Here is a 24,300-nt window from a genome sequence, read left to right as displayed (position 1 = left end):
AATCCGCCGCCATGACTCGTACCCGATCCCCCCGTACCCCCAAGAAACCACCCGCCAGTCGCTTGCGGCCCTGGCTGGGCTGGGCCCTTAAACTCAGCCTGGTGGGCCTCGTCGTGCTCGCTGGCTTTGCGGTCTACCTCGATGCCGTGGTCCAGGAGAAGTTCTCCGGCAAGCGCTGGACCATCCCGGCCAAGGTCTACGCCAGGCCCCTGGAGCTGTTCGTCGGACAAAAGCTGAGTCGGGACGATTTCCTGACCGAGCTCGATGCCCTCGGCTATCGCCGTGAAAGCGTTGCCAATGGCCCGGGTGCTGCGTCCGTCAACGGCAATACCGTCGACCTCAATACCCGCGGTTTCCAATTTTATGAAGGCATGGAGCAGGCGCAGGCGGTGCGAGTGCGCTTCTCCGGCGACTACGTGGCTGCGCTGACCGGTGCCAACAATGCGAAGCTGTCAGTGGTGCGCCTTGAACCGCTGCTGATCGGTGGCCTGTACCCCAAGAACCTTGAAGACCGGATCCTGATCAAGATCGACCAGGTGCCGCCGTTCCTGCTCGATACGCTGATCGCTGTCGAGGACCGCGATTTCTACCATCACTTCGGCGTCTCGCCCAAGTCGATTGCCCGGGCCATCTGGGTCAACACCTCCTCGGGCCGTATGCGCCAGGGCGGCAGTACCCTGACCCAGCAATTGGTCAAGAACTTCTATTTGACCAACGAGCGCAGCCTCAGCCGCAAGCTTACCGAAGCCATGATGGCGCTGTTGCTGGAGATGCACTACGACAAGCGGGAGATTCTCGAGGCGTATCTCAACGAAGTCTTTGTCGGCCAGGACGGACAGCGGGCGGTTCACGGTTTCGGCCTAGCCAGCCAGTTCTTCTTCAGCCAGCCGCTGTCCGAGCTCAAGCTGCATCAAGTGGCATTGCTGGTGGGGATGGTGAAAGGGCCGTCCTCCTACAACCCGCGGCGTAATCCGGAGCGTGCCCTCGAGCGGCGCAATCTGGTACTCGACTTACTGCAACAGCAAGGCGTGGCAACGGCCGAGCAAGTCGAAGCGGCGAAGAAGATGCCTTTGGGTGTGACCAAGCGTGGCAGTCTGGCAGACAGCTCGTTCCCTGGTTTCATGGACCTGGTCAAGCGTCAACTGCGTGAGGACTACCGCGACGAAGACTTGACCGAAGAAGGCCTGCGGATCTTCACCAGTTTCGACCCGATCCTGCAGATGAAGGCCGAAGCATCGGTCAATGACACCTTCAAGCGACTGGCCGGGCGCAAGGGCTCTGATGAAGTGGAAGCCGCGATGGTGGTGACCAACCCGGAAACCGGCGAAGTCCAGGCCATGATCGGCAGTCGGCAGGCCAGTTTTGCCGGTTTCAACCGGGCGCTCGATGCGGTCCGCCCGATCGGCTCCCTGATCAAGCCGGCGGTCTACCTCACCGCCCTGGAAAAACCGAGCCAGTACACCCTGACCAGTTGGCTGTCCGACGAGGCGTTCTCGGTCAAGGGCGCGGACGGCCAGGTGTGGAAGCCGCAAAATTATGATCGCCGCTCCCACGGTACGGTGTTCCTGTACCAGGGGCTTGCGCATTCCTACAACCTGTCGACGGCTCGCCTCGGGCTTGAAATCGGCGTGCCGAATGTCCTCAAGACCTTGGCCCGCCTGGGTGTCAGTCGCGAATTCCCGGCATTCCCATCGATGCTGCTGGGAGCCGGTGGCCTCACGCCGATTGAAGTGGCAGCCATGTACCAGACACTGGCCAACGGTGGCTTCAACACGCCGATGCGCGGCATTCGCAGCGTGCTTACCGCCGACGGCGAGCCGCTCAAGCGCTATCCGTTCCAGATCCAACAGCGTTTTGATCCCGCGTCCATTTATCTGATCCAGAGCGCCATGCAACGGGTCATGCGTGAAGGCACCGGCAGTTCGGTTTATAACGTACTACCGCGTAACCTGACCCTGGCGGGCAAGACCGGTACCAGCAACGACTCGCGCGACAGCTGGTTTGCCGGTTTCAGCCAGGACCTGCTGGCAGTGGTCTGGCTCGGCCGTGACGACAATGGCAAGACCCCGTTCACTGGCGCCACCGGTGCATTGCAGGTCTGGACCAGTTTCATGCGCAAGGCCGATCCGTTGCCGCTGGACATGCCGCAACCAGACAATATCGTTCAGGCCTGGGTGGATTCGCGCACCGGCCAAGGCTCCGACGCCAGTTGCCCGGGCGCGGTGCAGATGCCGTATATTCGCGGCAGCGAACCACCACCCGGTGCAGCCTGTGGCATTCCAAACCCCGCCGAATCGGTCATGGATTGGGTCAAGGACTGGATGAATTAAGCAAAGAGGGTTTCAAGTGAACAAGTGGTTGATTCCAGCGGTTACGGCCGTGGCATTGCTCAGTGGTTGCTCTACCGTACAACGCGGTTCGATTCCGGTTGTCGATTCCGGCACTGCCGTTTCCAATAGCGAGCGGGTCTCGGCCAATGGCGGCTTCCGTCAAACGACGGTGCAGCGGCCGGTGCAGGGACAGGTCCAGGCGATTCCCCAGGGCGATACCGGTGTCGTCGTGATGGTGCCCGGTGGCGGCGCCACGACGTCGGCACCGATCAGCAGCACACCGATCACGCCAGGGCCGATCACGCCGGGCCCTATCGATACCTCACCAATCGACCAGGGCAGCTTCAACATGCCTTCTGCACCGAGCAGCATTCCCTCGACCAGTTCGGGAGGTCTGTCCGCTGATGAACAATTGGACGGTCCAGTACTGGCATTGCTCACCACAGCCCAACAGCAACAGGCCGGTGGTGACCTCAATGGTGCGTCCTCCAGCCTTGAGCGAGCCCAGCGTGTTGCGCCGCGTGAACCCCAGGTTCTCTATCGCCTGGCCCAGGTGCGCATGGCCCAGGGCGATGCGCCGCAAGCCGAGCAACTGGCCCGCCGTGGCCTGACATTCGCCAACGGTCGTCCGGCGCTTCAGGCCAGCCTGTGGGAATTGATCGCTCAGGCCCGTGAGAAACAAGGCGACTCCGCCGGCGCGGCATTGGCCCGTCAGAAGGCCAAGGTTTCGCTCTGATGGATACGCGTTTTCCCAAGATCGCCGATCAGTTGCTGCTGATTGAGCGCGAGTTGCGGGTCCAGGGCTGGTGGAGCAGCGTTTCGCCGTCGGCCGAGGCGTTGGCCAGTGTCGAGCCGTTCGCGGTCGACACGCTGGACTTCGAGCAATGGCTGCAATGGATTTTCCTGCCGCGCATGAAAGCCATCCTGGAAAATGACCTGCCGCTGCCCAACGCCTCGGGCATCCTGGAGATGGCTCAAATGGTCTATGCCCAGCGGCCGGGGCAAGGCGTGGAGTTGCAGCGACTGTTGGCGCAGTTCGACCAATTGATCAGCGACGTTAACTGACCGCCATTTATTGGCAGTGCTCCTCGATCTGCTTGCGGGTTTCGTCGATGCGCTGGCGCCGCTCCTCTTCTGTGAGGCGGCGCATTTCCCCTTCCACATCCTCGCGTACCCGCGGGTTGTTCTGCAGTTGCGCCAGATTGGTCCGAGTCTGTTCGCAGAAGGCCTTGAGCTGGGCTTGCTGCTCGGCAATCTGTTGCTTGACCTGTTGGTCAATCGCCTTCTGGTCACCAATGACCCCGGCAGGCGGGGGGGCTGCTGGCTTGGCGGCGGAAGGGGAGGACTTGATCACCGTCGTGGCCTGTCCTTCAGGCGGTGGCTGGGAGCCAAAGTGGGTAACCCCTTGGGCGTCCACCCATTTATAGACCTGACCGGCCATGCACATCGGGCTCAGGCCAACCAGCAGGCTGGCCGTCAAGAAGAACATTCGCATGCTGTTTCCTTGTCATGGGTTGCGCAATTGAAGCTAACACAGTTGCTGTTTAAAGGTTTTTTCTTGCGTTCTCATGCGCTTACTTCGAATAAAGCACATTGACGGCTTGACTTGCAGAGGGCGAAACAGAAGAATCCAAAGTCCGCTGTAGAGGGACTGCCAGAAGCAGGCCCACTCGGCAGATCATGAGGCGCACATCCGCGCCGACCTGTTACACCCGCAACGCGTTACCTCGCGCTGGGTGGGAAAGGCCCGCAACACTTGGGACGATCCCAATACTTGCTCAGTCAGTGCTGACGTAGTCGGCGACCACCGTCGCTCATGCTCTGCCGAGAAGTAAACCTATTAAGACCCGTCCCTTTTTGTGGGCCGGTATTCTGGCGTTTTAGAGGTGAACAACGTGGAGCTTTTATCTGGCGGTGAGATGCTCGTCCGCTTTTTGCGTGACGAAGGCGTCAAATATATCTACGGGTACCCCGGTGGTGCTCTTCTTCATGTCTATGATGCCCTGTTCAAAGAACCGGAAGTGACCCACATCCTGGTTCGTCATGAGCAAGCGGCGACCCACATGGCTGACGGTTATGCCCGTGCCACCGGTAAAGCCGGCGTGGTCCTGGTGACTTCCGGCCCTGGCGCCACGAACGCCATCACCGGTATCGCCACGGCGTACATGGACTCTATCCCGATGGTGATCATCTCCGGTCAGGTGCCCAGCACCATGGTCGGCACCGACGCGTTCCAGGAAACCGACATGATCGGTATTTCCCGGCCGATCGTGAAGCACAGCTTCATGATCAAGCACGCTTCGGAGATCCCGGAGGTCATGAAGAAGGCTTTCTACCTGGCTGAATCCGGTCGTCCGGGCCCGGTTGTGGTCGATGTCCCGAAAGACATGACCAACCCGGCCGAGAAGTTCGAATACATTTTCCCCAAGAAAGCCAAGCTGCGTTCCTACAGCCCGGCTGTGCGCGGTCACTCCGGGCAAATCCGCAAGGCAGCCGAAATGCTGCTGGCGGCCAAGCGTCCGGTGCTGTACTCGGGTGGCGGCGTTATCCTCGGTGGTGGCTCCGCGCCGCTGACCGAATTGGCGAAAATGCTCAACCTGCCGGTCACCAATACGCTGATGGGGTTGGGCGCCTACCCGGGCACTGACCGTCAGTTCATCGGCATGCTCGGCATGCACGGCAGCTATACCGCCAACCTGGCGATGCACCATGCCGATGTGATTCTGGCGGTCGGCGCGCGTTTCGACGACCGTGTCATCAACGGCCCGGCGAAATTTTGCCCGAACGCCAAGATCATCCATATCGACATCGACCCAGCGTCCATCTCCAAGACCATCAAGGCAGACGTGCCGATTGTCGGTCCTGTGGAGAGCGTGCTGAGCGAAATGGTCGCCATCCTCAAGGAAATCGGCGAGGCTCCGAACAAGGAGTCCGTGGCCAGTTGGTGGAAGCAGGTTGATGAGTGGCGCGGTGATCGTGGCCTGTTCCCTTACGACAAGGGCGACGGCAGCGTGATCAAGCCGCAGACCGTAATCGAAACCCTGTGCGAAGTGACCAAGGGCGATGCCTTTGTGACCTCCGACGTGGGCCAGCACCAGATGTTCGCCGCGCAGTACTACAAGTTCAACAAGCCCAACCGCTGGATCAACTCCGGTGGTCTGGGCACCATGGGCTTCGGTTTCCCGGCGGCCATGGGCGTCAAGTTGAGCTTTCCGGATAGCGACGTCGCCTGTGTCACGGGCGAGGGCAGTATCCAGATGAACATCCAGGAGCTGTCGACCTGCCTGCAGTACGGTTTGCCTGTGAAAATCGTCAACCTGAACAACGGCGTACTGGGCATGGTTCGCCAGTGGCAGGACATGAGCTACGGCAGCCGTCACTCGCACTCCTACATGGAGTCGTTGCCGGACTTCGTCAAGCTGGTCGAAGCCTATGGTCACGTGGGCATCCGCATCACTGACCTGAAGGACTTGAAGTCCGGGCTCGAAGAAGCTTTCGCCATGAAGGATCGCCTGGTGTTCCTCGATATCAAGGTCGATACCAGCGAGCACGTCTACCCGATGCAGATCAAAGACGGCTCCATGCGCGATATGTGGCTGAGCAAGACGGAGCGTACCTAATCATGCGACATATTATTTCCCTGCTTCTGGAAAACGAACCGGGTGCTCTGTCTCGCGTAGTGGGCCTGTTTTCGCAGCGCAACTACAACATCGAAAGCCTGACCGTGGCGCCAACCGAAGACCCGACCCTGTCGCGTCTGACGTTGACCACTGTGGGGCACGATGAAATCATCGAGCAGATCACCAAGAACCTGAACAAGCTGATCGAGGTGGTCAAGCTGGTGGACCTGTCGGAAAGCGCGCACATCGAGCGCGAGCTGATGCTGGTCAAGGTCAAGGCCACCGGTGCCCAGCGCGCCGAGATCAAACGCACTACCGATATTTATCGTGGGCAGATCGTCGATGTCAGCGCCAGCGTCTATACCGTTCAGTTGACCGGTACCAGCGACAAGCTCGACAGCTTCATTCAATCGATCGGCACTGCCTCGATTCTGGAAACCGTACGCAGTGGCGTCACCGGGATTGCCCGTGGCGACAAAGTACTGAGCATCTAAACCAAATTAGCGAATGGCCTGAATGGCCGGAAATAGGGGTAATTCATGAAAGTTTTCTACGATAAAGACTGCGACCTGTCGATCATCCAGGGCAAGAAAGTCGCCATCATCGGTTACGGTTCCCAAGGCCACGCCCAGGCGTGCAACCTCAAGGACTCCGGTGTTGACGTGACCGTCGGCCTGCGTAAAGGCTCGGCCACCGTTGCCAAGGCCGAGGCCCATGGCCTGAAAGTCACCGACGTGGCTTCTGCCGTTGCCGCCGCCGACCTGGTCATGATCCTGACCCCGGACGAGTTCCAGTCTTCGCTGTACAAGAACGAAATCGAACCGAACATCAAGAAAGGCGCCACCCTGGCCTTCTCCCACGGTTTCGCGATTCACTACAACCAGGTAGTGCCACGCGCCGACCTCGACGTGATCATGATCGCGCCGAAGGCCCCGGGCCACACCGTTCGTTCCGAATTCGTGAAGGGCGGCGGTATCCCTGACCTGATCGCGATCTATCAGGACGCCTCCGGCAACGCCAAGAACGTCGCTCTGTCCTACGCTGCCGGTGTTGGCGGCGGCCGTACCGGCATCATCGAAACCACCTTCAAGGACGAAACCGAAACCGACCTGTTCGGCGAACAAGCCGTTCTGTGCGGCGGTACTGTCGAGCTGGTCAAGGCCGGTTTCGAAACCCTGGTTGAAGCTGGCTACGCGCCGGAAATGGCCTACTTCGAATGCCTGCACGAACTGAAGCTGATCGTTGACCTCATGTACGAAGGCGGTATCGCCAACATGAACTACTCGATCTCCAACAACGCTGAATACGGCGAGTACGTGACGGGTCCGGAAGTGATCAACGCCGAATCCCGCCAGGCCATGCGTAACGCCCTGAAACGTATTCAGGACGGCGAATACGCCAAGATGTTCATCAGCGAAGGCGCTACCGGCTATCCTTCGATGACCGCCAAGCGTCGCAACAACGCCGCTCACGGTATCGAAATCATTGGCGAGCAGCTGCGCTCGATGATGCCGTGGATCGGTGCCAACAAGATCGTCGACAAAGCCAAGAACTAAGTCGCGAGCTTGATCGGAAAACGCGGCCCTGGCCGCGTTTTTTCGTTTGGGCGGTGGCTTCTGGTATAAAGCTGCATCGTTTGCGGCCGAACCCTCGTCCCAGACACCTGTCGAATTTTTCACACCGTTGCAAGGTACTGTCCATGAGCGAACGCCCCGACGAGCCCAACCAGGCTCCTGACGCCGAAAGCCTGCTGCCCATCGATGAGCACGTCGAAGAAGGACATGACGCTGAAGGCCGTAAGGTCCGGCACCGTGGCATCTATCTGCTGCCGAATCTGTTCACCACCGCGAACCTGTTCGCCGGTTTCTATTCCATCATCAGCTCCATGAGCGCCCAAGCGGCCTTGAGCGCCGGCGATAGCGCCGGGGCGAGTCGTTACTTTGCCTTCGCTGCCATCGCGATCTTTGTCGCCATGGTGCTCGATGGCCTGGACGGGCGTGTGGCCCGCATGACCAATACCCAGAGCGCGTTCGGTGCCGAGTACGATTCGCTGTCGGACATGGTCGCTTTCGGCGTGGCCCCGGCCTTGCTGGCGTTCGGTTGGGCGCTGGGGGACATGGGCAAGGTCGGCTGGATGGTCGCCTTCATCTATGTTGCCGGTGCCGCGTTGCGTTTGGCACGTTTCAACACCCAGGTCGGTACGGCTGACAAGCGCTACTTCATCGGCTTGGCGAGTCCTGCCGCTGCGGGTGTCGTAGCCGGTGTTGTCTGGGCTTTCAGCGACTACGGTATCCAGGGATCGAAGATGTCGTTCCTTGTGGCGCTGCTGGTAGCGGCGGCCGGTATGCTGATGGTCAGCAACATCAAGTACAACAGCTTCAAGGAGCTGGATCTCAAAGGGCGGGTGCCGTTCGTTGCGATTCTGGCGGTGGTGCTGGTGTTCGCGGTGGTCTTCAGTGATCCGCCACGTATCTTGTTGCTGGTATTCCTCGCCTATGCCGCTTCCGGCCCGGTTCAATACCTGTTGCGCCTGCGCCGACACAAAAAAGCCGAGTGATGTAATTTCCCTCATACTCCGCAGTCTATTGGTGCATCTGCCCTCCAATGCTGCGGAGTTGTCATGCTGATCAAGATCCCCAAGTCGTCCGACTGCCTTGAGTCGGACGTCACGCCAGAATCCCTCTATCTATCCCGTCGCCAAATGCTTGGGGCCGCCATGGCGGGGCTTGCCGTCAGCGGTCTTCCGCGTTGGGCCAGTGCTGCCGATGTTGCGCGTTATGCGGATGTCGAGCCCGGCAAGGCGCCGTCCTGGTTTGCCGAGAAGCTGCCGTCCACCCAATGGGGCGCGGTTACGGTCAAGGATGAGTCCATCACCCCTTTTAAAGACGCCACCCATTACAACAATTTCTATGAGTTCGGAACCGGCAAAGGTGATCCGGCGGCCAATGCCGGATCCTTGAAAACCGAGCCCTGGAGCGTGGTGGTGGATGGAGAGGTGGGCAGGCCGGGGCGCTATGCCTTGGAAGACTTCATGAAGCCTTACCAGTTGGAGGAGCGAATCTATCGCCTGCGGTGCGTGGAGGCCTGGTCCATGGTTATCCCATGGATTGGCTTTCCCATTTCGGCGTTGCTCAAGCAGGTCGAGCCGACCTCCAAGGCCAAGTACATTCGTTTCGAAACCCTGCAGGATCCCAAGACTATGCCAGGGCAGCGCTCAGGGTTTGCTTTGATCGACTGGCCTTATGTCGAGGGCTTGCGACTGGATGAAGCGATGAATCCGCTGGCAATCATGGCGGTTGGGATGTATGGGCGAGAGTTGCCGAATCAGAACGGTGCACCGTTGCGCTTGGTGGTGCCGTGGAAGTACGGGTTCAAAAGTGTGAAGTCCATTGTGCGCATCAGTCTGGTCAGCGAGCAGCCCAAGACCACCTGGCAGAGCATTGCGTCCGACGAGTACGGCTTTTACGCCAACGTCAATCCGACGGTCGATCACCCGCGTTGGACCCAGGCACGGGAGCGCCGTCTGCCGAGCGGGCTGTTCAGTCCTAACGTGCGCGATACGTTGATGTTCAACGGCTATCAGGATGAAGTCGCTTCTTTATATGCAGGGATGGACTTGAGGAAGGACTACTGATGCGTTTTCCAGTCTGGCGAATCGGCGTCTTTGTCGCGGCGGCGGTTTGGCCGTTGCTCTGGCTCTACGAAGCGTTGATGAATAAGTTGGGGCCTGACCCAGGCAAGGTGCTGGTGGATCGGCTCGGGTTGGGCACGCTTATTTTGTTGTTGATCACCTTGAGCATGACGCCGTTGCAGAAACTCACGGGGTGGGCAGGGTGGATCGCGGTCAGGCGTCAGCTGGGATTGTGGTGCTTTGCTTATGTGGTGCTGCATTTGAGTGGGTATACGGCGTTCATCCTGGGGTTCGATTGGTCGCAACTGGGCGTCGAGCTGAGCAAGCGACCTTATATTATCGTCGGAGCGCTCGGGTTTCTTGGGCTCTTGGCGCTGGCGATTACTTCCAATCGCTACAGTCAGCGGCGACTGGGCGCGCGCTGGAAAAAACTGCATCGCCTGGTTTATCCGATCTTGGGCCTTGGATTGCTGCATATGTTGTGGATTGTGCGGGCGGATCTTAAGGAGTGGTCGATTTACGCCTTTATAGGTGCTGTGCTTTTGATGCTTCGAATTCCTGTGGTTACGCGCCGGATACCGCGTTTAATTGGACGCAAAGCACCTTCTGCAACAAAAGCGTAATTAACGCTTGACGGCAAATCCTGGAAGTCTATAATTCGCCCCACTTCCGGCGCAGTCGAAACGAAAAACTCATTAAGTTTCAATGAGTTAAACGATTTTAGGCAGCGCAGGGCTTCAGGTCATCGAAGCTTGGGAAGCAGTTGGTGGGGCGGTTTTCCTGGCTCCGTTAACGATTCGATCTTCTCGATCGAAAGCGGTCAAAAAGAGGTGTTGACAGCAGCGAGTAACGCTGTAGAATTCGCCTCCCGCTAACGAGAGATCGGAAGCGCAAGTGGTTGAAGTTGCAGAGGAAACTTTGAAAACTTCTTAAAATAACCGCTTGACAGATACYCKGYGCGCTGTAGAATGCGCGCCTCGGTTGAGACGAAAGGCTCAACCCACCGCTCTTTAACAACTGAATCAAGCAATTCGTGTGGGTGCTTGTGGAGTCAGACTGCTAGTCAACAGATTATCAGCATCACAAGTTACTCCGCGAGAAATCAAAGATGTAACCAACGATTGCTGAGCCAAGTTTAGGGTTTTCTCAAAACCCAAAGATGTTTGAACTGAAGAGTTTGATCATGGCTCAGATTGAACGCTGGCGGCAGGCCTAACACATGCAAGTCGAGCGGTAGAGAGGTGCTTGCACCTCTTGAGAGCGGCGGACGGGTGAGTAAAGCCTAGGAATCTGCCTGGTAGTGGGGGATAACGCTCGGAAACGGACGCTAATACCGCATACGTCCTACGGGAGAAAGCAGGGGACCTTCGGGCCTTGCGCTATCAGATGAGCCTAGGTCGGATTAGCTAGTTGGTGAGGTAATGGCTCACCAAGGCGACGATCCGTAACTGGTCTGAGAGGATGATCAGTCACACTGGAACTGAGACACGGTCCAGACTCCTACGGGAGGCAGCAGTGGGGAATATTGGACAATGGGCGAAAGCCTGATCCAGCCATGCCGCGTGTGTGAAGAAGGTCTTCGGATTGTAAAGCACTTTAAGTTGGGAGGAAGGGCATTAACCTAATACGTTAGTGTTTTGACGTTACCGACAGAATAAGCACCGGCTAACTCTGTGCCAGCAGCCGCGGTAATACAGAGGGTGCAAGCGTTAATCGGAATTACTGGGCGTAAAGCGCGCGTAGGTGGTTCGTTAAGTTGGATGTGAAATCCCCGGGCTCAACCTGGGAACTGCATTCAAAACTGTCGAGCTAGAGTATGGTAGAGGGTGGTGGAATTTCCTGTGTAGCGGTGAAATGCGTAGATATAGGAAGGAACACCAGTGGCGAAGGCGACCACCTGGACTGATACTGACACTGAGGTGCGAAAGCGTGGGGAGCAAACAGGATTAGATACCCTGGTAGTCCACGCCGTAAACGATGTCAACTAGCCGTTGGGAGCCTTGAGCTCTTAGTGGCGCAGCTAACGCATTAAGTTGACCGCCTGGGGAGTACGGCCGCAAGGTTAAAACTCAAATGAATTGACGGGGGCCCGCACAAGCGGTGGAGCATGTGGTTTAATTCGAAGCAACGCGAAGAACCTTACCAGGCCTTGACATCCAATGAACTTTCCAGAGATGGATTGGTGCCTTCGGGAACATTGAGACAGGTGCTGCATGGCTGTCGTCAGCTCGTGTCGTGAGATGTTGGGTTAAGTCCCGTAACGAGCGCAACCCTTGTCCTTAGTTACCAGCACGTAATGGTGGGCACTCTAAGGAGACTGCCGGTGACAAACCGGAGGAAGGTGGGGATGACGTCAAGTCATCATGGCCCTTACGGCCTGGGCTACACACGTGCTACAATGGTCGGTACAGAGGGTTGCCAAGCCGCGAGGTGGAGCTAATCCCACAAAACCGATCGTAGTCCGGATCGCAGTCTGCAACTCGACTGCGTGAAGTCGGAATCGCTAGTAATCGCGAATCAGAATGTCGCGGTGAATACGTTCCCGGGCCTTGTACACACCGCCCGTCACACCATGGGAGTGGGTTGCACCAGAAGTAGCTAGTCTAACCTTCGGGGGGACGGTTACCACGGTGTGATTCATGACTGGGGTGAAGTCGTAACAAGGTAGCCGTAGGGGAACCTGCGGCTGGATCACCTCCTTAATCGACGACCGCAGCTGCTTCATGAGCTCCCACACGAATTGCTTGATTCATTGAAGAAGACGATTCCCCTGAAGGGCCGTCGAAGACTACGACGTTGATAGGTGGGGTGTGTAAGCGCTGTGAGGCGTTGAGCTAACCCATACTAATTGCCCGTGAGGCTTGACCATATAACACCCAAGCAATTTGCTGACCCGATACAGGGCACCAGATTGCGGTGTGTGAAGACGCTATGAACCGAAAGTTCGCACAACACACAAACCTATCGCATACCCATTTGCTGGAACGTGACCGCAAGGCACGCGCTGGCTACCGAATTTCTTGACGACCATAGAGCATTGGAACCACCTGATCCCATCCCGAACTCAGTAGTGAAACGATGCATCGCCGATGGTAGTGTGGGGTTTCCCCATGTGAGAGTAGGTCATCGTCAAGATTAAATTCCGAAACCCCTATCTGCTGACGCAGGTAGGGGTTTTGTTTTGCCCGCAATAAAATTGCGCCGAGGCTCGGAATAAATTTGCACAGTTATTTTCAAGCCAGCGAACTAGAATAGCCTCCACCTTAGTTGAGCCAGAGCTCTTTATGCCCGATCCGTTTGACGCCCCTCGGTTGTCAGATCTGCCGTTGGATGACTTGGTGGCGTGCCATGAGTGCGACCTGTTGATGCGCAAGCCCCAGCTGGCCCATGGCGAAAAAGCCGAATGCCCTCGCTGTGGGTATGAGCTCTACGCTCACCGACACAATGTGGTCGAACGCAGCCTTGCATTGGTCATTGCCGCTCTGCTGTTGTATGTGCCTGCGAACTTTTTACCCATCATGCAGCTCAATTTGCTCGGCCAATCCTCCCAGGACACCGTTTGGAGTGGTGTGGTCGGCCTGTTCAATACCGGCATGCAGGGTGTATCGGTGGTGGTTTTCCTGTGCAGCATGGGTATTCCGCTGCTTAAACTGCTTTGCCAATTGGCCGTGCTACTGACCATTCGCTGGAATATCGGCCGTAGCTACGGCTTATTGCTCTATCGCATTTATCACCATTTACGCGACTGGGGCATGCTGGAGGTTTACCTCATGGGTGTGCTGGTGGCCATCGTCAAGTTGGCAGACATGGCGGCCATTACCGTGGGGCTTGGTCTGGCGTGTTTTATCAGTTTGTTGCTCGTCCAGGTCTGGCTGGAGGTGGTGATGTCGCCGCATCAGATCTGGCAAGCGTTATCAGGAGAGGACGCTCATGCGGGCGATTGATGCGGGTATTTTGATCTGCACAGAATGCCACGAGCTAAACCGGCAGGAAGCTGACGTCGATACACAAACCTGTACCCGCTGCGGCGCCCTGGTTCATCCTCGTCGCCCAAACAGCTTGATGCGGACCTGGGCGTTATTGGTCACTGCCGCGATTCTCTACATTCCGGCCAACATGCTACCGATCATGACCATCAACTCGTTGGGGCAAGGGGCTCCGAGCACCATCATGGCCGGGGTCATCGAGCTGGTTCAGCACGGGATGATTCCGATTGCCGCCGTGGTGTTCATCGCCAGTATCGTCGTTCCGACTTTCAAGTTGGTAGGCATCGCCTTGCTGCTGTTTTCCGTGCAACGGCACCAGCCCATGTCTGCGCGGCAACGCATCCTTATGTACCGTTTTATCGAGTTCATTGGGCGCTGGTCGATGCTGGATATTTTTGTGATCGCCATATTGGTGGCGGTAGTGAATTTCGGTCGACTCGCCAGTGTCGAAGCCGGTCTTGGTGCAATTGCTTTTGCCAGCGTAGTGATTTTGACAATGATTGCCGCAGTAACCTTCGATCCCCGACTGATTTGGGATAACACGGAGTCGGATGACGACCATGACTGATTTGCCTACCGCTAAAACCCGACCGGCTTCGAACTGGTCCGCAATTTGGGTCTTGCCGCTGATTGCCTTGATTATCGGCGGCTGGCTCGGCTGGCGGGCCTATAACGAAACCGGCATCGAGATCAACGTGCGCTTTGAAAGCGGCGAGGGTATTCAGGTCAACAAGACTGAAGTCGTCTACAAGGGTATGCCGGTTGGCAAAGTGAAGTCCCTCAAGCTCGATGACGAAGGCAGCTCGAAAGGCGTGGTCGCGACCATTGAGATGAACAAGGACGTCGAGCAATACCTCAAGACCGGGACACGCTTCTGGTTGGTCAAGCCGAGCGTGACCCTGGCCGGCATCACCGGCCTGGAAACCCTGGTTTCCGGTAACTACGTGGCTATCAGCCCGGGGGAAGGGGAGCCGATCCGTAAATTCAAGGCCCTGGCCGAAGAGCCGCCGCTCTCGGACGCCAAGCCTGGTTTGCACCTGACCCTCAAGGCCGAGCGCCTGGGCTCGCTGAACCGTGGCAGCCCGGTGTTCTATAAACAGATTCAGGTCGGGCAGGTGAAAAGCTACCTGCTATCGGAGGATCAGAGCACGGTCGAAATCAAAATCTATATCGAACCGACTTATGCCGGCCTGGTGCGTAAACATACGCGTTTCTGGAATGCCAGCGGCATCAGCATCGATGCCAATCTGTCGGGCGTCAAAGTGCGCAGCGAATCCCTGGCGAGCATCGTGGCCGGTGGTATCGCGTTCGCCACGCCGGAGAGTCGCAAAGACAGTCCGCCCACAGACCCGAGCCTGCCGTTTCGTCTTTATGAAGACTTCGACGCTGCCGCTGCCGGCATCCGCGTGAAGGTCAAGCTCAGCGACTTCGAAGGGTTACAGTCCGGTCGTACTCCGGTGATGTACAAAGGCATTCAGGTCGGCAGCCTGAAGAACCTCAAGGTCGATCCGGATCTGTCCAGCGCTACCGCTGAATTGACCCTAGACCCACTGGCCGAAGATTACCTGGTGACCGGCACCCAGTTCTGGGTGGTCAAGCCGTCGATCTCGCTGGCGGGGATTACGGGCCTTGAGGCATTAGTCAAAGGTAACTACATCGCCATACGTCCCGGCGACAAGGGAGGCGCGCCGCAGCGCGAGTTTGAAGCCAGGCCGAAGGCGCCACCTCTGGACTTGCGTTCGCCCGGGCTGCACCTGGTCCTGCTCACTGAAAACCTGGGTTCGCTGGAGGTCGGCAGTCCGATTCTCTACAAACAGGTCAAGGTTGGATCGGTGCAGAGCTACCAGTTCTCCCGCAAGAAAAAGCAGTTGATCATTGGTGTGCACATCGAGAAGGAATACGAAGGTCTGGTCAACGGATCGACCCGGTTCTGGAATGCCAGCGGGATTACGCTCACGGGTGGTTTGACGGGGGGGATCCAGGTCAAGAGCGAATCCTTGCAAAGCCTGATGGCCGGCGGCATTTCTTTCGAGACGCCGGAACCCAATGTGCCGTTGAAAAGGCGCATCCCACGGTTCCGCCTGCATGCAGACCGCGAAGCCGCGCAACAGAAAGGCACAATGGTGACGATCAAGGTCGATCGCGCCGACGGTTTGCGCAGCGGCACGCCGATTCGTTTCAAAGGGCTGGATGTGGGCAAGATCGAGGACGTGGACCTCAGCGCCGACATGCAATCTATCCTGCTCACCGCACGTATCACCGAAGTGCCGGAGCGTATTGCTCGGGTCGGCTCCCAGTTCTGGGTGGTCAAGCCCGAACTGGGGCTGATGAAGACCTCGAACCTGGAGACGCTGGTGACCGGGCAGTACATCGAAGTACAGCCACCGGTGAAAAACCTGGGGCCGCAGAAAAACTTCGTGGCCCTCGCCAGCCCACCGCAAAACGCCGTCCCTGAAGCCGGTCTGAGCCTGGTGTTGAGCGCCGCTCGCCGTGGTTCGTTGAAGACCGGCGTGCCGGTGACGTATCGCGAGATTACCGTGGGCAAGGTCACCGGCTATGAATTGGGCCAGACGGCGGACCGTGTGCTGGTCCATATCCTGATCGAGCCCAAGTACGCGCCATTGGTGCGCAGCGGCACGCGATTCTGGAATACCAGTGGCTTCGGCATGGACTTCGGGTTGTTCAAAGGCGCGACAGTGCGGACTGAGTCGCTGGAGACGCTGATCCAGGGCGGCATCGCTTTTGCCACCCCGGATGGCGAGCGGATGGGCAACCCGGCGCGACCGGAGCAGACCTTCCCCTTGTTCGATCAGTTTGAAGAGGAGTGGCTGACCTGGGCGCCGAAGATCAAGCTGGGTAAGTGATCAGGGGGCAATCAGTCTGTTCTGACGCCATCGCGAGCAGGCTCGCTCCCACGAAGTGTCATCTGATTGCGACGCTAAACCTGTGGGAGCGAGCCTGCTCGCGACAATCCTAAAAAGCCCAATGAAAAAGGCCGCGATCCATTGGATCGCGGCCTTTTTTGTGTCCGGCTATTTACCTCAAACCGGATCCAGCTCCGGCTCGTCGGCCTGCACGTTCACCGTGGCTTTCACCGCATCGTGACGGCGGATGTACTTCCAGTCCGCCTCGTCGATGTAGATGCCGTTGGGGCCGCTGCCGCCTTCCAGGTCGATGGCGACGCTGGCGCAGACTTGCGGTTTCACACTGGCCAGGATCGGCACAAAACCCAGCTGCAAGCTGGTTTCCAGCAGCGCGGCCTGGTTTTTCTCGTCGATGTCTGCCGCTTCGTCAAGGTAGTACGGCAGACGCACGCGACCGGCCTGTTCGCGGTCCATCAGGTGCAGCAACAAATACATGTTGGTCAGCGCCTTGATGGTCATCGTGGTGCCGTTGGACGCCGCGCCATCGATATCGGTGTGGATCACGGGCTGGCCGTTGACCTTGGTGATCTCGAAGGCGAGTTCGAACAGGTCCTTGAGGCCGAGCTGGTTGTGGTTGGCCGCCACCAGGCGGGCCAGGTATTCCTTGGCCTCTTCGTTCTTGTTGTCCTGCTCGGCGCTCTGGCTGAGGTCGAACACCGACAGGGTCTCGCCTTCCTCGTACTGGCCGGCGCTGTGGATGATCTGGTCGATGTGCTTGAGCGCTTCCTTGTTCGGCGCCAGGACGATCCGGAAGCTCTGCAGGTTGGACACCTGACGCTTGTTGATCTCGCGGTTGAACAGCGCCAGTTGATGCTCGAGGCTGTCGTAGTCGCTGCGGATGTTGCGCAGGGTTCGGGCAATGTCAGTCACCGCCGCACGCCGTGCCTTGCCCAGGGTCAGGGCTTCGTCGGTACGGTGGGCATAGGCGTTGATCAACAGTTGCAGGCGGCGCTCCATGTCGTCTTCGCTGTCGAACTTGGCCACGCCCTTGAGGCGCACCTGGGCGTACAGTGCTTCGATCTGGCCATCGACCCGCAACAGACCCTGCCAGCTGTCCTGGTAGTCATTGAGCAATGGCAGCAGGTTGTCCATGGAGTCGTCGACTGGGTCCATGAACGGCGTGCCAAACGGCAGGTCTGCTGGCAACAATTGACGACGGCGCAGGGCGTCGTCGAGGGTACGTTGCTTGGCTTCCATGTCGGCGATCTGCCGGCCCACCAGTTGCAACTTGGCGGACAACTGCTGGACACGTTCGGTGAAGGCATCGCTGGAGCGCTTGAGTTCGTCCTGGGCGGCTTCCATCTGCGCCAGTTGCTCAAGCTTTTCGCCTTCCTCGGCACTCAGGGTCTGGGTGCGGCGGAAGTCTTCCAGGGCTTTCTGCGCATCCAGAACCTGCTGGTACAGCGCCTCGGTCTGGGTCTTGCTCGCGGCGCGGTCGGCGGCCACCGCTTGCTGGGTCTTGAGCTGCTTGAGTTCTTTTTCCAGGCGTTCTTTCTGGTCCCGCAGTGCGGCGCGATCGGCCAGGGCTTGCAGGGCAGGCGGTTCGATGTGGGACAGGTCGATGGACAGGCCCGGTACTTCGAAACGCTCACCTTTGAAGCCGTCGAGGATCAGCTCCATGGATTTGACCCACTCGCCGTTCTCGTCCAGCGCGATACCGTGCTCGCCCAGCGGCAGGCTGAACAGCGCACTGTTGAACAGGCGCATCAGGCGTTCAACGTCCTGTTGCGAGAATTCTTCCCGCAGGCGGGCGTAGCTGTTGTTATCGGCGTGATCGAGTTGCTGCTTGACCGACTTCAGGCGTTTTTCCAGATCCCGCAGGCGCTCATCCAGGTCTTCGGCGCTGAACTGCCGGGACTGGGCCAGGGCACCGGCCAGTTCGTCGTGTGCATCCTTGGCCGCGAGCAGTTGTTGCTCGAGGACCTTGACGTCATCCACCAGGGCAAAGCGGTTCTTGAGCACCGACAGTTCGCCAATCCAGCGCTGGATACCGCTGATTTCCCGTTCCAGGCGCATCAACTCCTGAGTGCCGCCGCGCTGGTCGTTCTGCAGCGAATCCTGCTCGTTGCGGTAGTGTTCGGCCTGGATGGTCAGCTCTTCCTTGCGCGCACTGGCGTAGTCCGACCAGGTGCCCAGCAGCGAGTCGAGCAACGGTGACAGGCGATGCAGTTTGCCGCGCAGTACATCGCGCTGCTTCACGCCATTGGCCAGGGCCTCCACCAGCGGACCGGCAGCCACCAGGGAGTTGTAGTCCTGTTCCATGCGTCGTACATCACGGAAGGCCTCTTCACACGCGGCGATGTAATCCACGCTACCGGAACGCAGGCTGTGCTCGAACGCGTCGAGGAACAGTTGCTTGAGCTTGGCCGCAGTAATTTCGCGCATGTGCAACAGGTTGATGAACAGCGCGCGGAAGGTCTTGAGGCTTTGCTCGCTGGTGGAGCGCAGCGGGATCAGCGTCAGGTCCAGCGGAATCGAGGTATGACCGCCCACCAGCAGGCGTCGCAGTTCATCAGGCTTGAGTTCGTAGGCTTTGAGGCCTTCGCGCTCCAGGTTGGTGAACAGCTCTTTCTGACGCAGGCAGGTGTCGTCTTTCTGATAATGGGCCAGGTCCAGCTTGCCGGCGTAGGCAAAGAACTGGTGGCCGAAACCGCCGCCGGGGCCGCGCCCGACCACACCGATCACGTGCGGGCCGTGGGGCAGGGCGACTTCCACCAGGATGTAGCTGGTGTCCGAGGCAAAGTAGAACCGCCGGGATTGCTCCAGGCTGTACTTGCCGAAGCTCATGTCCGACATGCGCGCCAGGATCGGGAACTGCAAGGCGTTGATCGACGCGGATTTACCGAGGTTGTTCGCGCCGTACACCGACAGAGGTTCTTCCAGCGGGAACAGGCCCAGGCTGTAGCCGGCGGTGTTCAAAAGGGCAAAGCGGCGGATGCCGTAGCGTTCCTTGCTCATGCGTCGGTCTCCTGTTCTTCGGCAATGGCACGGGCCAGTGCGTCTTCTTCGCTTTCACCTTCGAATTCGCTCAGATCCAGCGGATCATCGGTTTGCAGCAACTTTTCGTCGCTGTCTTCGTCGATCAGTACCGGCGCCGGCAACGGCAGCACGCTGTGCAGGCTGGCGGCCAGGTCGCGGTCCTGCTGGACCGACAGGCAGACGTCGAGGAAACGGTGCATCGGTGGCAGGAAGCGGTAGACACCGTTCTCTTCGCCGGCAAAACCCAGTTGGGTCATGCGGCGCATGATTTTTTCTTCCAGCTCTTCCTGGGTCTGCACTTCGGCCTGAAGGAACAGGTCGCGGTACTTTTCCAGAAGCGAGGGCAGCTCATCGCGGCCCAGGCTCCCACCGTCGAGCACGGCAATCGGGTCGCGGCCCTGGTCGGCCAGGTGCTCGACGAGGATGAAGGTGAACAGCGCCAGGCGTTGGGCGGTCTTGTTCACCGCAGCGGCGGCGAGGTCCGGCACGAAGTAGTAGAAACCACGGGTGTCGCACACCAGTTCGAAACCCAGGGCCTTGAACAGCGTGCGGTACTGGTCCTGGAAGTTCGACAGTTGTGCGTACAGCTCCGGGTCGCGGCGGCTGACGTGGTAACCCTTGAACAGCTCGCGAAAAATCGGCGCCAGTTGGGACAGTTCGGATAGATCAAGATGCATGGGGGATGCTCGCAGAATCCTCGGCGGCGGTGTCGCGGGCCGAGAGCAGGGCGAAGGAGCGCAGGCTGACCTGATGCTCGTGAGTGTGGTAGTCGCGGCGTTCCAGACGCTCGCGCTTGAAACGTTTTTCCCGCGACAGGCGCGAGAACCAGTACAGTAATTCGTCGGTGGCGCCGTCCGGCTCCTGCTCCAGCAACCAGGTCATCAGGTCCGGCATTGGCAGCGCGTCTTCGCAACGCTCGACCATCTCGCGTACGGTGCGCGGCGCGCGAGGAGCCTCGCCGCCCTTGTGGGTCTTGTGGGACTTGGGGAAGCGCGCCGGTTTCGGTTCGAAACGGGCCAGGGCGTACACGTAGGCTTCGACCTGACTGGCGCTGCCCAGGAAGGTGCTTTGCGGGCGGGTGAACAGCGGCATGGCGGCTTGGGGCACGGCATCGAGGCCTTTGCGCCGAATGGCGGCCAGGGCCAGGGCGGCGCCACGGGTCACCGCGTTGTGACGGCGGGCCTCTTCGCGTAGCGGCAGGAGCAATTCGCGGGCATGGCGCAGGGTCAACTGGGCGCTGGTCTGCATCTCGAGGATGCGCGCGTGGGTGCGCAGCAGCATGTCATCGTCCACCAGGTGGCCGAGGCGCTGCTGTTCGGTGAGCATGCGCAACAGCACATTCTCGACCTTGCGCACGCCTTGCTCGAACGCACCGTCGGCGTTCACCAACTGGATCATCGGTTCGACGTATTCATCCCAGGTCGCCAGTACTTCGGCGTAGCGCTGGCGCAACGGAATCTGCCGGTCGCTGGTCTTGGCCCGTTCGGCCACCGCTACCAGGGCCTGTTCGTCGTTGGCGAGTTTCTTGAGTACGTCGCGCACGCGCATGTCCAGCAGGCGCAACTGGCGGGCCAGGTCGTTGCCGTCGCGAATGTCGAACGCGTCCTGGATGTAGCCGGCCAGGCGCTCGAGGTGGCGCAGGTAGGCTTCGATCTCCAGGCACAGGCCCAGACGGTGTTCGCGGCGCAGGTAGGCGAGGAAGTCATGGATCTGGGCGTTGAGCTCGAAACGGTTCGGGCTTTTCGCCACCGGTACGAGGATGTCCAGGCGGATCCACACGTCCAACAGGTTGGTGATGTCCTGGGGCGTGCTGTCCAGTTGTTGGGCGGCCAATTGTGAACGCAATTCGTTGAGGCTCAGGGTGCCCTGGTCGAAGTGCTCGCACAAAGGTTCCAGCAATGCCCAGTGTTCAGCGAGGGCGCGCAAGACGCGCTTGGGTTCGATCATCGCAATGGCCGTCGGGTTGGCAATTAAAAGGGGCGATTGTACTGCATCAGGCCGGTTGCGATTCACCCCTGAGACGGACTGTCGGTTGAATCGCTCAACTATTGATTCAACAGGGAAGCGATCTGTCTCGAAGGGCGGTAGAATCCCTTCCACTTTCAGTTATCCACAAGTGGCCGACCCTTGCTTATCGAGTCCCGCCGCCGCGCCTATCTGACCGCCATGCAGGTGGTCAACTGGCTGCCGCGTACCGAATTGCCGTTTGCCGCCCCGTCGCGGCCCGAGCTGCTGGAAACGCCCGAGCCGCTGGATATCGAGCCGGTCGTGAGCGCGCCCGTGGCCAGGACGGTTGCCGAGCCGGTGGCGCCCGTGGTCGAACGGCCGAAGATCGAGGTTCCGCGCCCGAGCCTGGCATCGACCCGCACCAACGCCAAACCGGTAGAGGCCGCCGATGAGACCCCGGCCCCGGTCAAGGCCCCTTACGTCGCACCGCCGCGTTTCGCGCTGCAACTGCTACGGGCAGGACGTTGCCTGCTACTGGTGGAACTGCCCACGGGCGAACCGTTTCAAAGCCGCGATCCGGCGTATCTGCTGCTCAAGGACATGCTGCGCGCCGCCGGTCTGCCGGACAGCCCACAGATCATTGGCGAGCCGGTGCGCTGGCCGTTGTTGTCTCGCGGGACCATGGACCAGGGACCAGAAGCGGCGCGGGATTTTGTCCAGGGTTTTGTCTCGGCGCGGCTTGAGGATGAGCCCTGCGTGTGCCTGTGGCTGATCGGCCTGCCGGCGGTGAAATTTGCGGGTGAGGTGGATGCTCAAGCATTCAATCGCGAACTGCAGGTCGAAGGCCTGGGCTCGGCCTGGGCGTTGCCCGGCCTGGAATTGTTAATGGAAACGCCACAGCGCAAGGCTGATGTCTGGCAAGCCATGCGCCGGCTGATGGCGCGTTGGAAAGAATCGAATGAGTGACGCTGTATCGTTCCGCCCGATGACCGAGGCGGACCTCGACGCTGTGCTGAAAATCGAATATGCGGCCTACAGCCACCCCTGGACCCGAGGGATCTTTCTCGACGGGCTGGGCAAGTACCAGATCTGGCTGATGTTCGAAGGCCAGCAGCAAGTGGGCCACGGCGTGGTGCAGATCATCCTGGATGAAGCGCACTTGCTCAACATCACCGTCAAACCGGAAAACCAGGGGCGCGGCTTGGGTTTGCGGCTGCTGGAGCATCTTATGTCCATTGCCTACAAGGCCGAGGCTCGGGAGTGCTTCCTGGAAGTGCGTGACAGCAACCGCACAGCGTTCCGGCTGTATGAGCGCTATGGCTTCAATGAAGTCGGCCGTCGCCGCGATTACTACCCTGCGGTGGGCGGACGCGAAGATGCGGTGGTCATGGCGTGTACCTTGGTGGACTGAACTTGCCACATCGAGGTTAACCGCAACGCCGTCATCGCGAGCAAGCTCGCTCCCACAGAGAGCTTGGCGGTGTGCATCAAATTTGCGCTCGAACACAAAACCCTGTGGGAGCGAGCTTGCTCGCGATGACGGCGGCACATTCAACCCCAGTGCAAACTGATCCACCGCTATCGCGAGCAGGCTCGCTCCCACATTGGATCTGCATCGCTCAAGACATTGGGTTATGACGCAGAACCTGTGGGAGCGAGCCTGCTCGCGATGGCGTCAGCTCGATCGACACTTACCGCTTGCCATCCAACGGATCGATATCGGCCATTTCCGCTTCGTCGAGCCCGTCACCCCCGCCAATGTCATTTTCATCCACTACGCTCAGGTCCCAGTCCGCCCGTTTGTCGTCACCGGCTTCATGGGCGTCCCGGGCACCGTCTTCGCGGATCAGTGTTTCCGGGCTCATGTCGTCGTCGGTGGGTTCGTGATCATCCGTTGAAGCCCCTGTCAGCCCGGCTTCACGCACGCGTTCACGCGGCATCAACTGTTCGCGTTCATTTTCCGGCAGTTCGTCGCCGATTTTCGCGCTGGGCTCTTGTTCGTCGAATTCCAGTTCATGCATCGAGCCCATGCGGTCTTCGTTATCGTCGATGGGTTCCGGCTGGACCGCGTCGAAAGGACGTCGTGAATCATTCATGGCAATTCCTCATACTGTGGGGCTTACTGGGTGGACCCACAGCCGTGGCGAGAATTCCAACGGCATTCTGGACGTGACCTCGACGGGCGGTCGTCTGTCAAAGTTGCGCACTATTCTCGAGGGCTAGATAGCATGAACGAATTACAAGATCTGATTGATAACAACGCGCGCTGGGCCGATGCGATCAAGCAGGAAGATCCTGATTTCTTTTCCAAGCTGGCCCGTCAGCAAACCCCTGAGTACCTGTGGATCGGCTGTTCCGATGCGCGGGTGCCGGCCAACGAGATCGTCGGCATGCTGCCCGGCGATCTGTTTGTGCACCGTAACGTGGCCAACGTGGTGCTGCACACCGACCTCAACTGCCTGTCGGTGATCCAGTACGCGGTGGACGTGCTCAAGGTCAAACATATCCTGGTCACCGGGCATTACGGCTGTGGCGGCGTGCGTGCCTCGATGCAGGATCGTCAACTGGGTCTGATCGACGGCTGGCTGCGTTCGATTCGCGACCTGTACTACGAGCACCGCGAAACGTTGGCCCAATTGCCGACCGAAGAAGAGCGCGTGGATCGTTTGTGCGAGCTCAATGTGATCCAGCAGGTGGCCAACGTCGGCCACACCAGCATTGTGCAGAACGCTTGGCATCGCGGGCAGAAGCTGTCGATTCACGGCTGTATCTACGGGATCAAGGACGGCCGCTGGAAAAGCCTGGACACGACGATCAGCGGTTTCGAGCAGTTGCCGCCGCAGTATCGGCTACGTCCGGTCGGCGCGCCCTGATTCGGCTCAT

At 59.2% G+C, this 24,300-nt stretch carries 20 protein-coding genes, 2 rRNA genes and 1 other annotated feature; of the genes, 17 read left to right on the top strand and 5 right to left on the bottom strand.

Annotated elements, in window-relative coordinates:
* Positions 1-11 precede the first annotated feature (11 nt).
* Genes mrcB through CRX69_RS23220 form a run of 3 tightly spaced genes read left to right on the top strand, consistent with a single transcriptional unit; the run spans position 12 to position 3,395 of the window.
* On the top strand, positions 12-2,330 hold the full coding sequence (gene mrcB, locus CRX69_RS23230; protein WP_107322938.1) for a penicillin-binding protein 1B: 2,319 nt from the start codon (positions 12-14) through the stop codon (positions 2,328-2,330).
* A gap of 16 nt (positions 2,331-2,346) precedes the next feature.
* On the top strand, positions 2,347-3,066 hold the full coding sequence (locus CRX69_RS23225) for a tetratricopeptide repeat protein (RefSeq protein ID WP_047229833.1): 720 nt from the start codon (positions 2,347-2,349) through the stop codon (positions 3,064-3,066).
* Positions 3,066-3,395 carry a YqcC family protein gene (locus tag CRX69_RS23220; protein ID WP_047229832.1) on the top strand — a complete coding sequence of 110 codons (330 nt, stop codon included), beginning with the start codon at positions 3,066-3,068 and terminating at the stop codon, positions 3,393-3,395. The genes CRX69_RS23225 and CRX69_RS23220 overlap by 1 nt, the downstream gene beginning before the upstream one ends.
* A 7-nt stretch (positions 3,396-3,402) precedes the next feature.
* Here the strand turns inward: CRX69_RS23220 and CRX69_RS23215 are convergent, their stop codons facing one another.
* Positions 3,403-3,825: a DUF4124 domain-containing protein gene (locus CRX69_RS23215; RefSeq protein ID WP_409078025.1), complete on the bottom strand. Its 423-nt coding sequence runs from the start codon at positions 3,823-3,825 to the stop codon at positions 3,403-3,405.
* Positions 3,826-4,225: 400 nt separating this feature from the next.
* Here CRX69_RS23215 and CRX69_RS23210 point away from each other — a divergent pair, with 400 nt between their 5' ends.
* From CRX69_RS23210 to CRX69_RS23155, 11 genes are all read left to right on the top strand, one after another.
* Positions 4,226-5,950 carry an acetolactate synthase 3 large subunit gene (locus CRX69_RS23210; protein ID WP_047229879.1) on the top strand — a complete coding sequence of 575 codons (1,725 nt, stop codon included), beginning with the start codon at positions 4,226-4,228 and terminating at the stop codon, positions 5,948-5,950.
* Positions 5,951-5,952: 2 nt separating this feature from the next.
* Complete coding sequence (gene ilvN / locus CRX69_RS23205; RefSeq protein WP_003205610.1) at positions 5,953-6,444, top strand: acetolactate synthase small subunit; 492 nt, start codon at positions 5,953-5,955, stop codon at positions 6,442-6,444.
* A 45-nt stretch (positions 6,445-6,489) separates the two neighbouring features.
* Positions 6,490-7,506, top strand: coding sequence for a ketol-acid reductoisomerase (gene ilvC / locus CRX69_RS23200; protein WP_003228216.1), 1,017 nt, complete (start codon positions 6,490-6,492; stop codon positions 7,504-7,506).
* Positions 7,507-7,649: 143 nt separating this feature from the next.
* Positions 7,650-8,507, top strand: a complete 858-nt coding sequence (pssA, locus tag CRX69_RS23195) for a CDP-diacylglycerol--serine O-phosphatidyltransferase (protein ID WP_076386334.1) — start codon at positions 7,650-7,652, stop codon at positions 8,505-8,507.
* A 63-nt stretch (positions 8,508-8,570) separates the two neighbouring features.
* On the top strand, positions 8,571-9,584 hold the full coding sequence (msrP, locus tag CRX69_RS23190; protein ID WP_107322936.1) for a protein-methionine-sulfoxide reductase catalytic subunit MsrP: 1,014 nt from the start codon (positions 8,571-8,573) through the stop codon (positions 9,582-9,584).
* The gene (msrQ, locus tag CRX69_RS23185) at positions 9,584-10,204 is read left to right on the top strand and encodes a protein-methionine-sulfoxide reductase heme-binding subunit MsrQ (RefSeq protein ID WP_047229828.1); all 621 of its coding nucleotides are present in this window, start codon (positions 9,584-9,586) and stop codon (positions 10,202-10,204) included. Before msrP ends, msrQ begins: the two co-directional genes overlap by 1 nt.
* Before the next feature lie 542 nt (positions 10,205-10,746).
* Positions 10,747-12,283, top strand: a 16S ribosomal RNA gene (locus tag CRX69_RS23175).
* 69 nt (positions 12,284-12,352) lie between these two features.
* Positions 12,353-12,437, top strand: a sequence feature (23S ribosomal RNA rRNA prediction is too short).
* Between the two features lie 163 nt (positions 12,438-12,600).
* Positions 12,601-12,716 (top strand): 5S ribosomal RNA (gene rrf / locus CRX69_RS23170).
* A 149-nt stretch (positions 12,717-12,865) separates the two neighbouring features.
* Positions 12,866-13,525, top strand: coding sequence for a paraquat-inducible protein A (locus tag CRX69_RS23165; RefSeq protein WP_047229370.1), 660 nt, complete (start codon positions 12,866-12,868; stop codon positions 13,523-13,525).
* Positions 13,512-14,135, top strand: a complete 624-nt coding sequence (locus CRX69_RS23160; protein WP_047229371.1) for a paraquat-inducible protein A — start codon at positions 13,512-13,514, stop codon at positions 14,133-14,135. The genes CRX69_RS23165 and CRX69_RS23160 overlap by 14 nt, the downstream gene beginning before the upstream one ends.
* Positions 14,128-16,431, top strand: coding sequence for a PqiB family protein (locus CRX69_RS23155; RefSeq protein WP_047229443.1), 2,304 nt, complete (start codon positions 14,128-14,130; stop codon positions 16,429-16,431). The genes CRX69_RS23160 and CRX69_RS23155 overlap by 8 nt, the downstream gene beginning before the upstream one ends.
* A gap of 177 nt (positions 16,432-16,608) precedes the next feature.
* Here the strand turns inward: CRX69_RS23155 and mksF are convergent, their stop codons facing one another.
* Genes mksF through mksB form a run of 3 tightly spaced genes read right to left on the bottom strand, consistent with a single transcriptional unit; the run spans position 16,609 to position 21,417 of the window.
* A complete protein-coding gene (gene mksF / locus CRX69_RS23150; RefSeq protein WP_047229372.1) occupies positions 16,609-19,449 on the bottom strand; it encodes an Mks condensin complex protein MksF in 2,841 nt (946 codons plus the stop codon).
* Positions 19,446-20,147, bottom strand: coding sequence for an Mks condensin complex protein MksE (gene mksE / locus CRX69_RS23145; protein WP_047229373.1), 702 nt, complete (start codon positions 20,145-20,147; stop codon positions 19,446-19,448). The genes mksF and mksE overlap by 4 nt, the downstream gene beginning before the upstream one ends.
* Entirely contained in the window at positions 20,137-21,417 is a 1,281-nt protein-coding gene (mksB, locus tag CRX69_RS23140; protein WP_047229374.1) for an Mks condensin complex protein MksB, read from the bottom strand. The genes mksE and mksB overlap by 11 nt, the downstream gene beginning before the upstream one ends.
* Before the next feature lie 180 nt (positions 21,418-21,597).
* Here mksB and CRX69_RS23135 point away from each other — a divergent pair, with 180 nt between their 5' ends.
* Positions 21,598-22,383 (top strand): energy transducer TonB, encoded by a 786-nt coding sequence (locus CRX69_RS23135; protein WP_107322935.1) that lies wholly within the window; start codon positions 21,598-21,600, stop codon positions 22,381-22,383.
* Positions 22,376-22,828: a ribosomal protein S18-alanine N-acetyltransferase gene (gene rimI, locus CRX69_RS23130; RefSeq protein ID WP_047229376.1), complete on the top strand. Its 453-nt coding sequence runs from the start codon at positions 22,376-22,378 to the stop codon at positions 22,826-22,828. The genes CRX69_RS23135 and rimI overlap by 8 nt, the downstream gene beginning before the upstream one ends.
* Before the next feature lie 280 nt (positions 22,829-23,108).
* On the opposite strand, the gene CRX69_RS23120 is transcribed toward rimI, so the two are convergent.
* On the bottom strand, positions 23,109-23,513 hold the full coding sequence (locus CRX69_RS23120; protein ID WP_076386330.1) for a serine kinase/phosphatase: 405 nt from the start codon (positions 23,511-23,513) through the stop codon (positions 23,109-23,111).
* A 132-nt stretch (positions 23,514-23,645) separates the two neighbouring features.
* Between CRX69_RS23120 and can the strand changes: the two genes are divergently transcribed.
* The gene (can, locus tag CRX69_RS23115; protein ID WP_047229378.1) at positions 23,646-24,290 is read left to right on the top strand and encodes a carbonate dehydratase; all 645 of its coding nucleotides are present in this window, start codon (positions 23,646-23,648) and stop codon (positions 24,288-24,290) included.
* Positions 24,291-24,300 lie beyond the last annotated feature (10 nt).

The organism is Pseudomonas rhizophila, from assembly GCF_003033885.1.
In the GTDB taxonomy this organism is placed as follows: Bacteria; Pseudomonadota; Gammaproteobacteria; order Pseudomonadales; family Pseudomonadaceae; genus Aquipseudomonas; species Aquipseudomonas rhizophila.
Note: the sequence above shows the minus strand (reverse complement) of the source record. Positions and strands in the feature narration are given on the sequence as shown.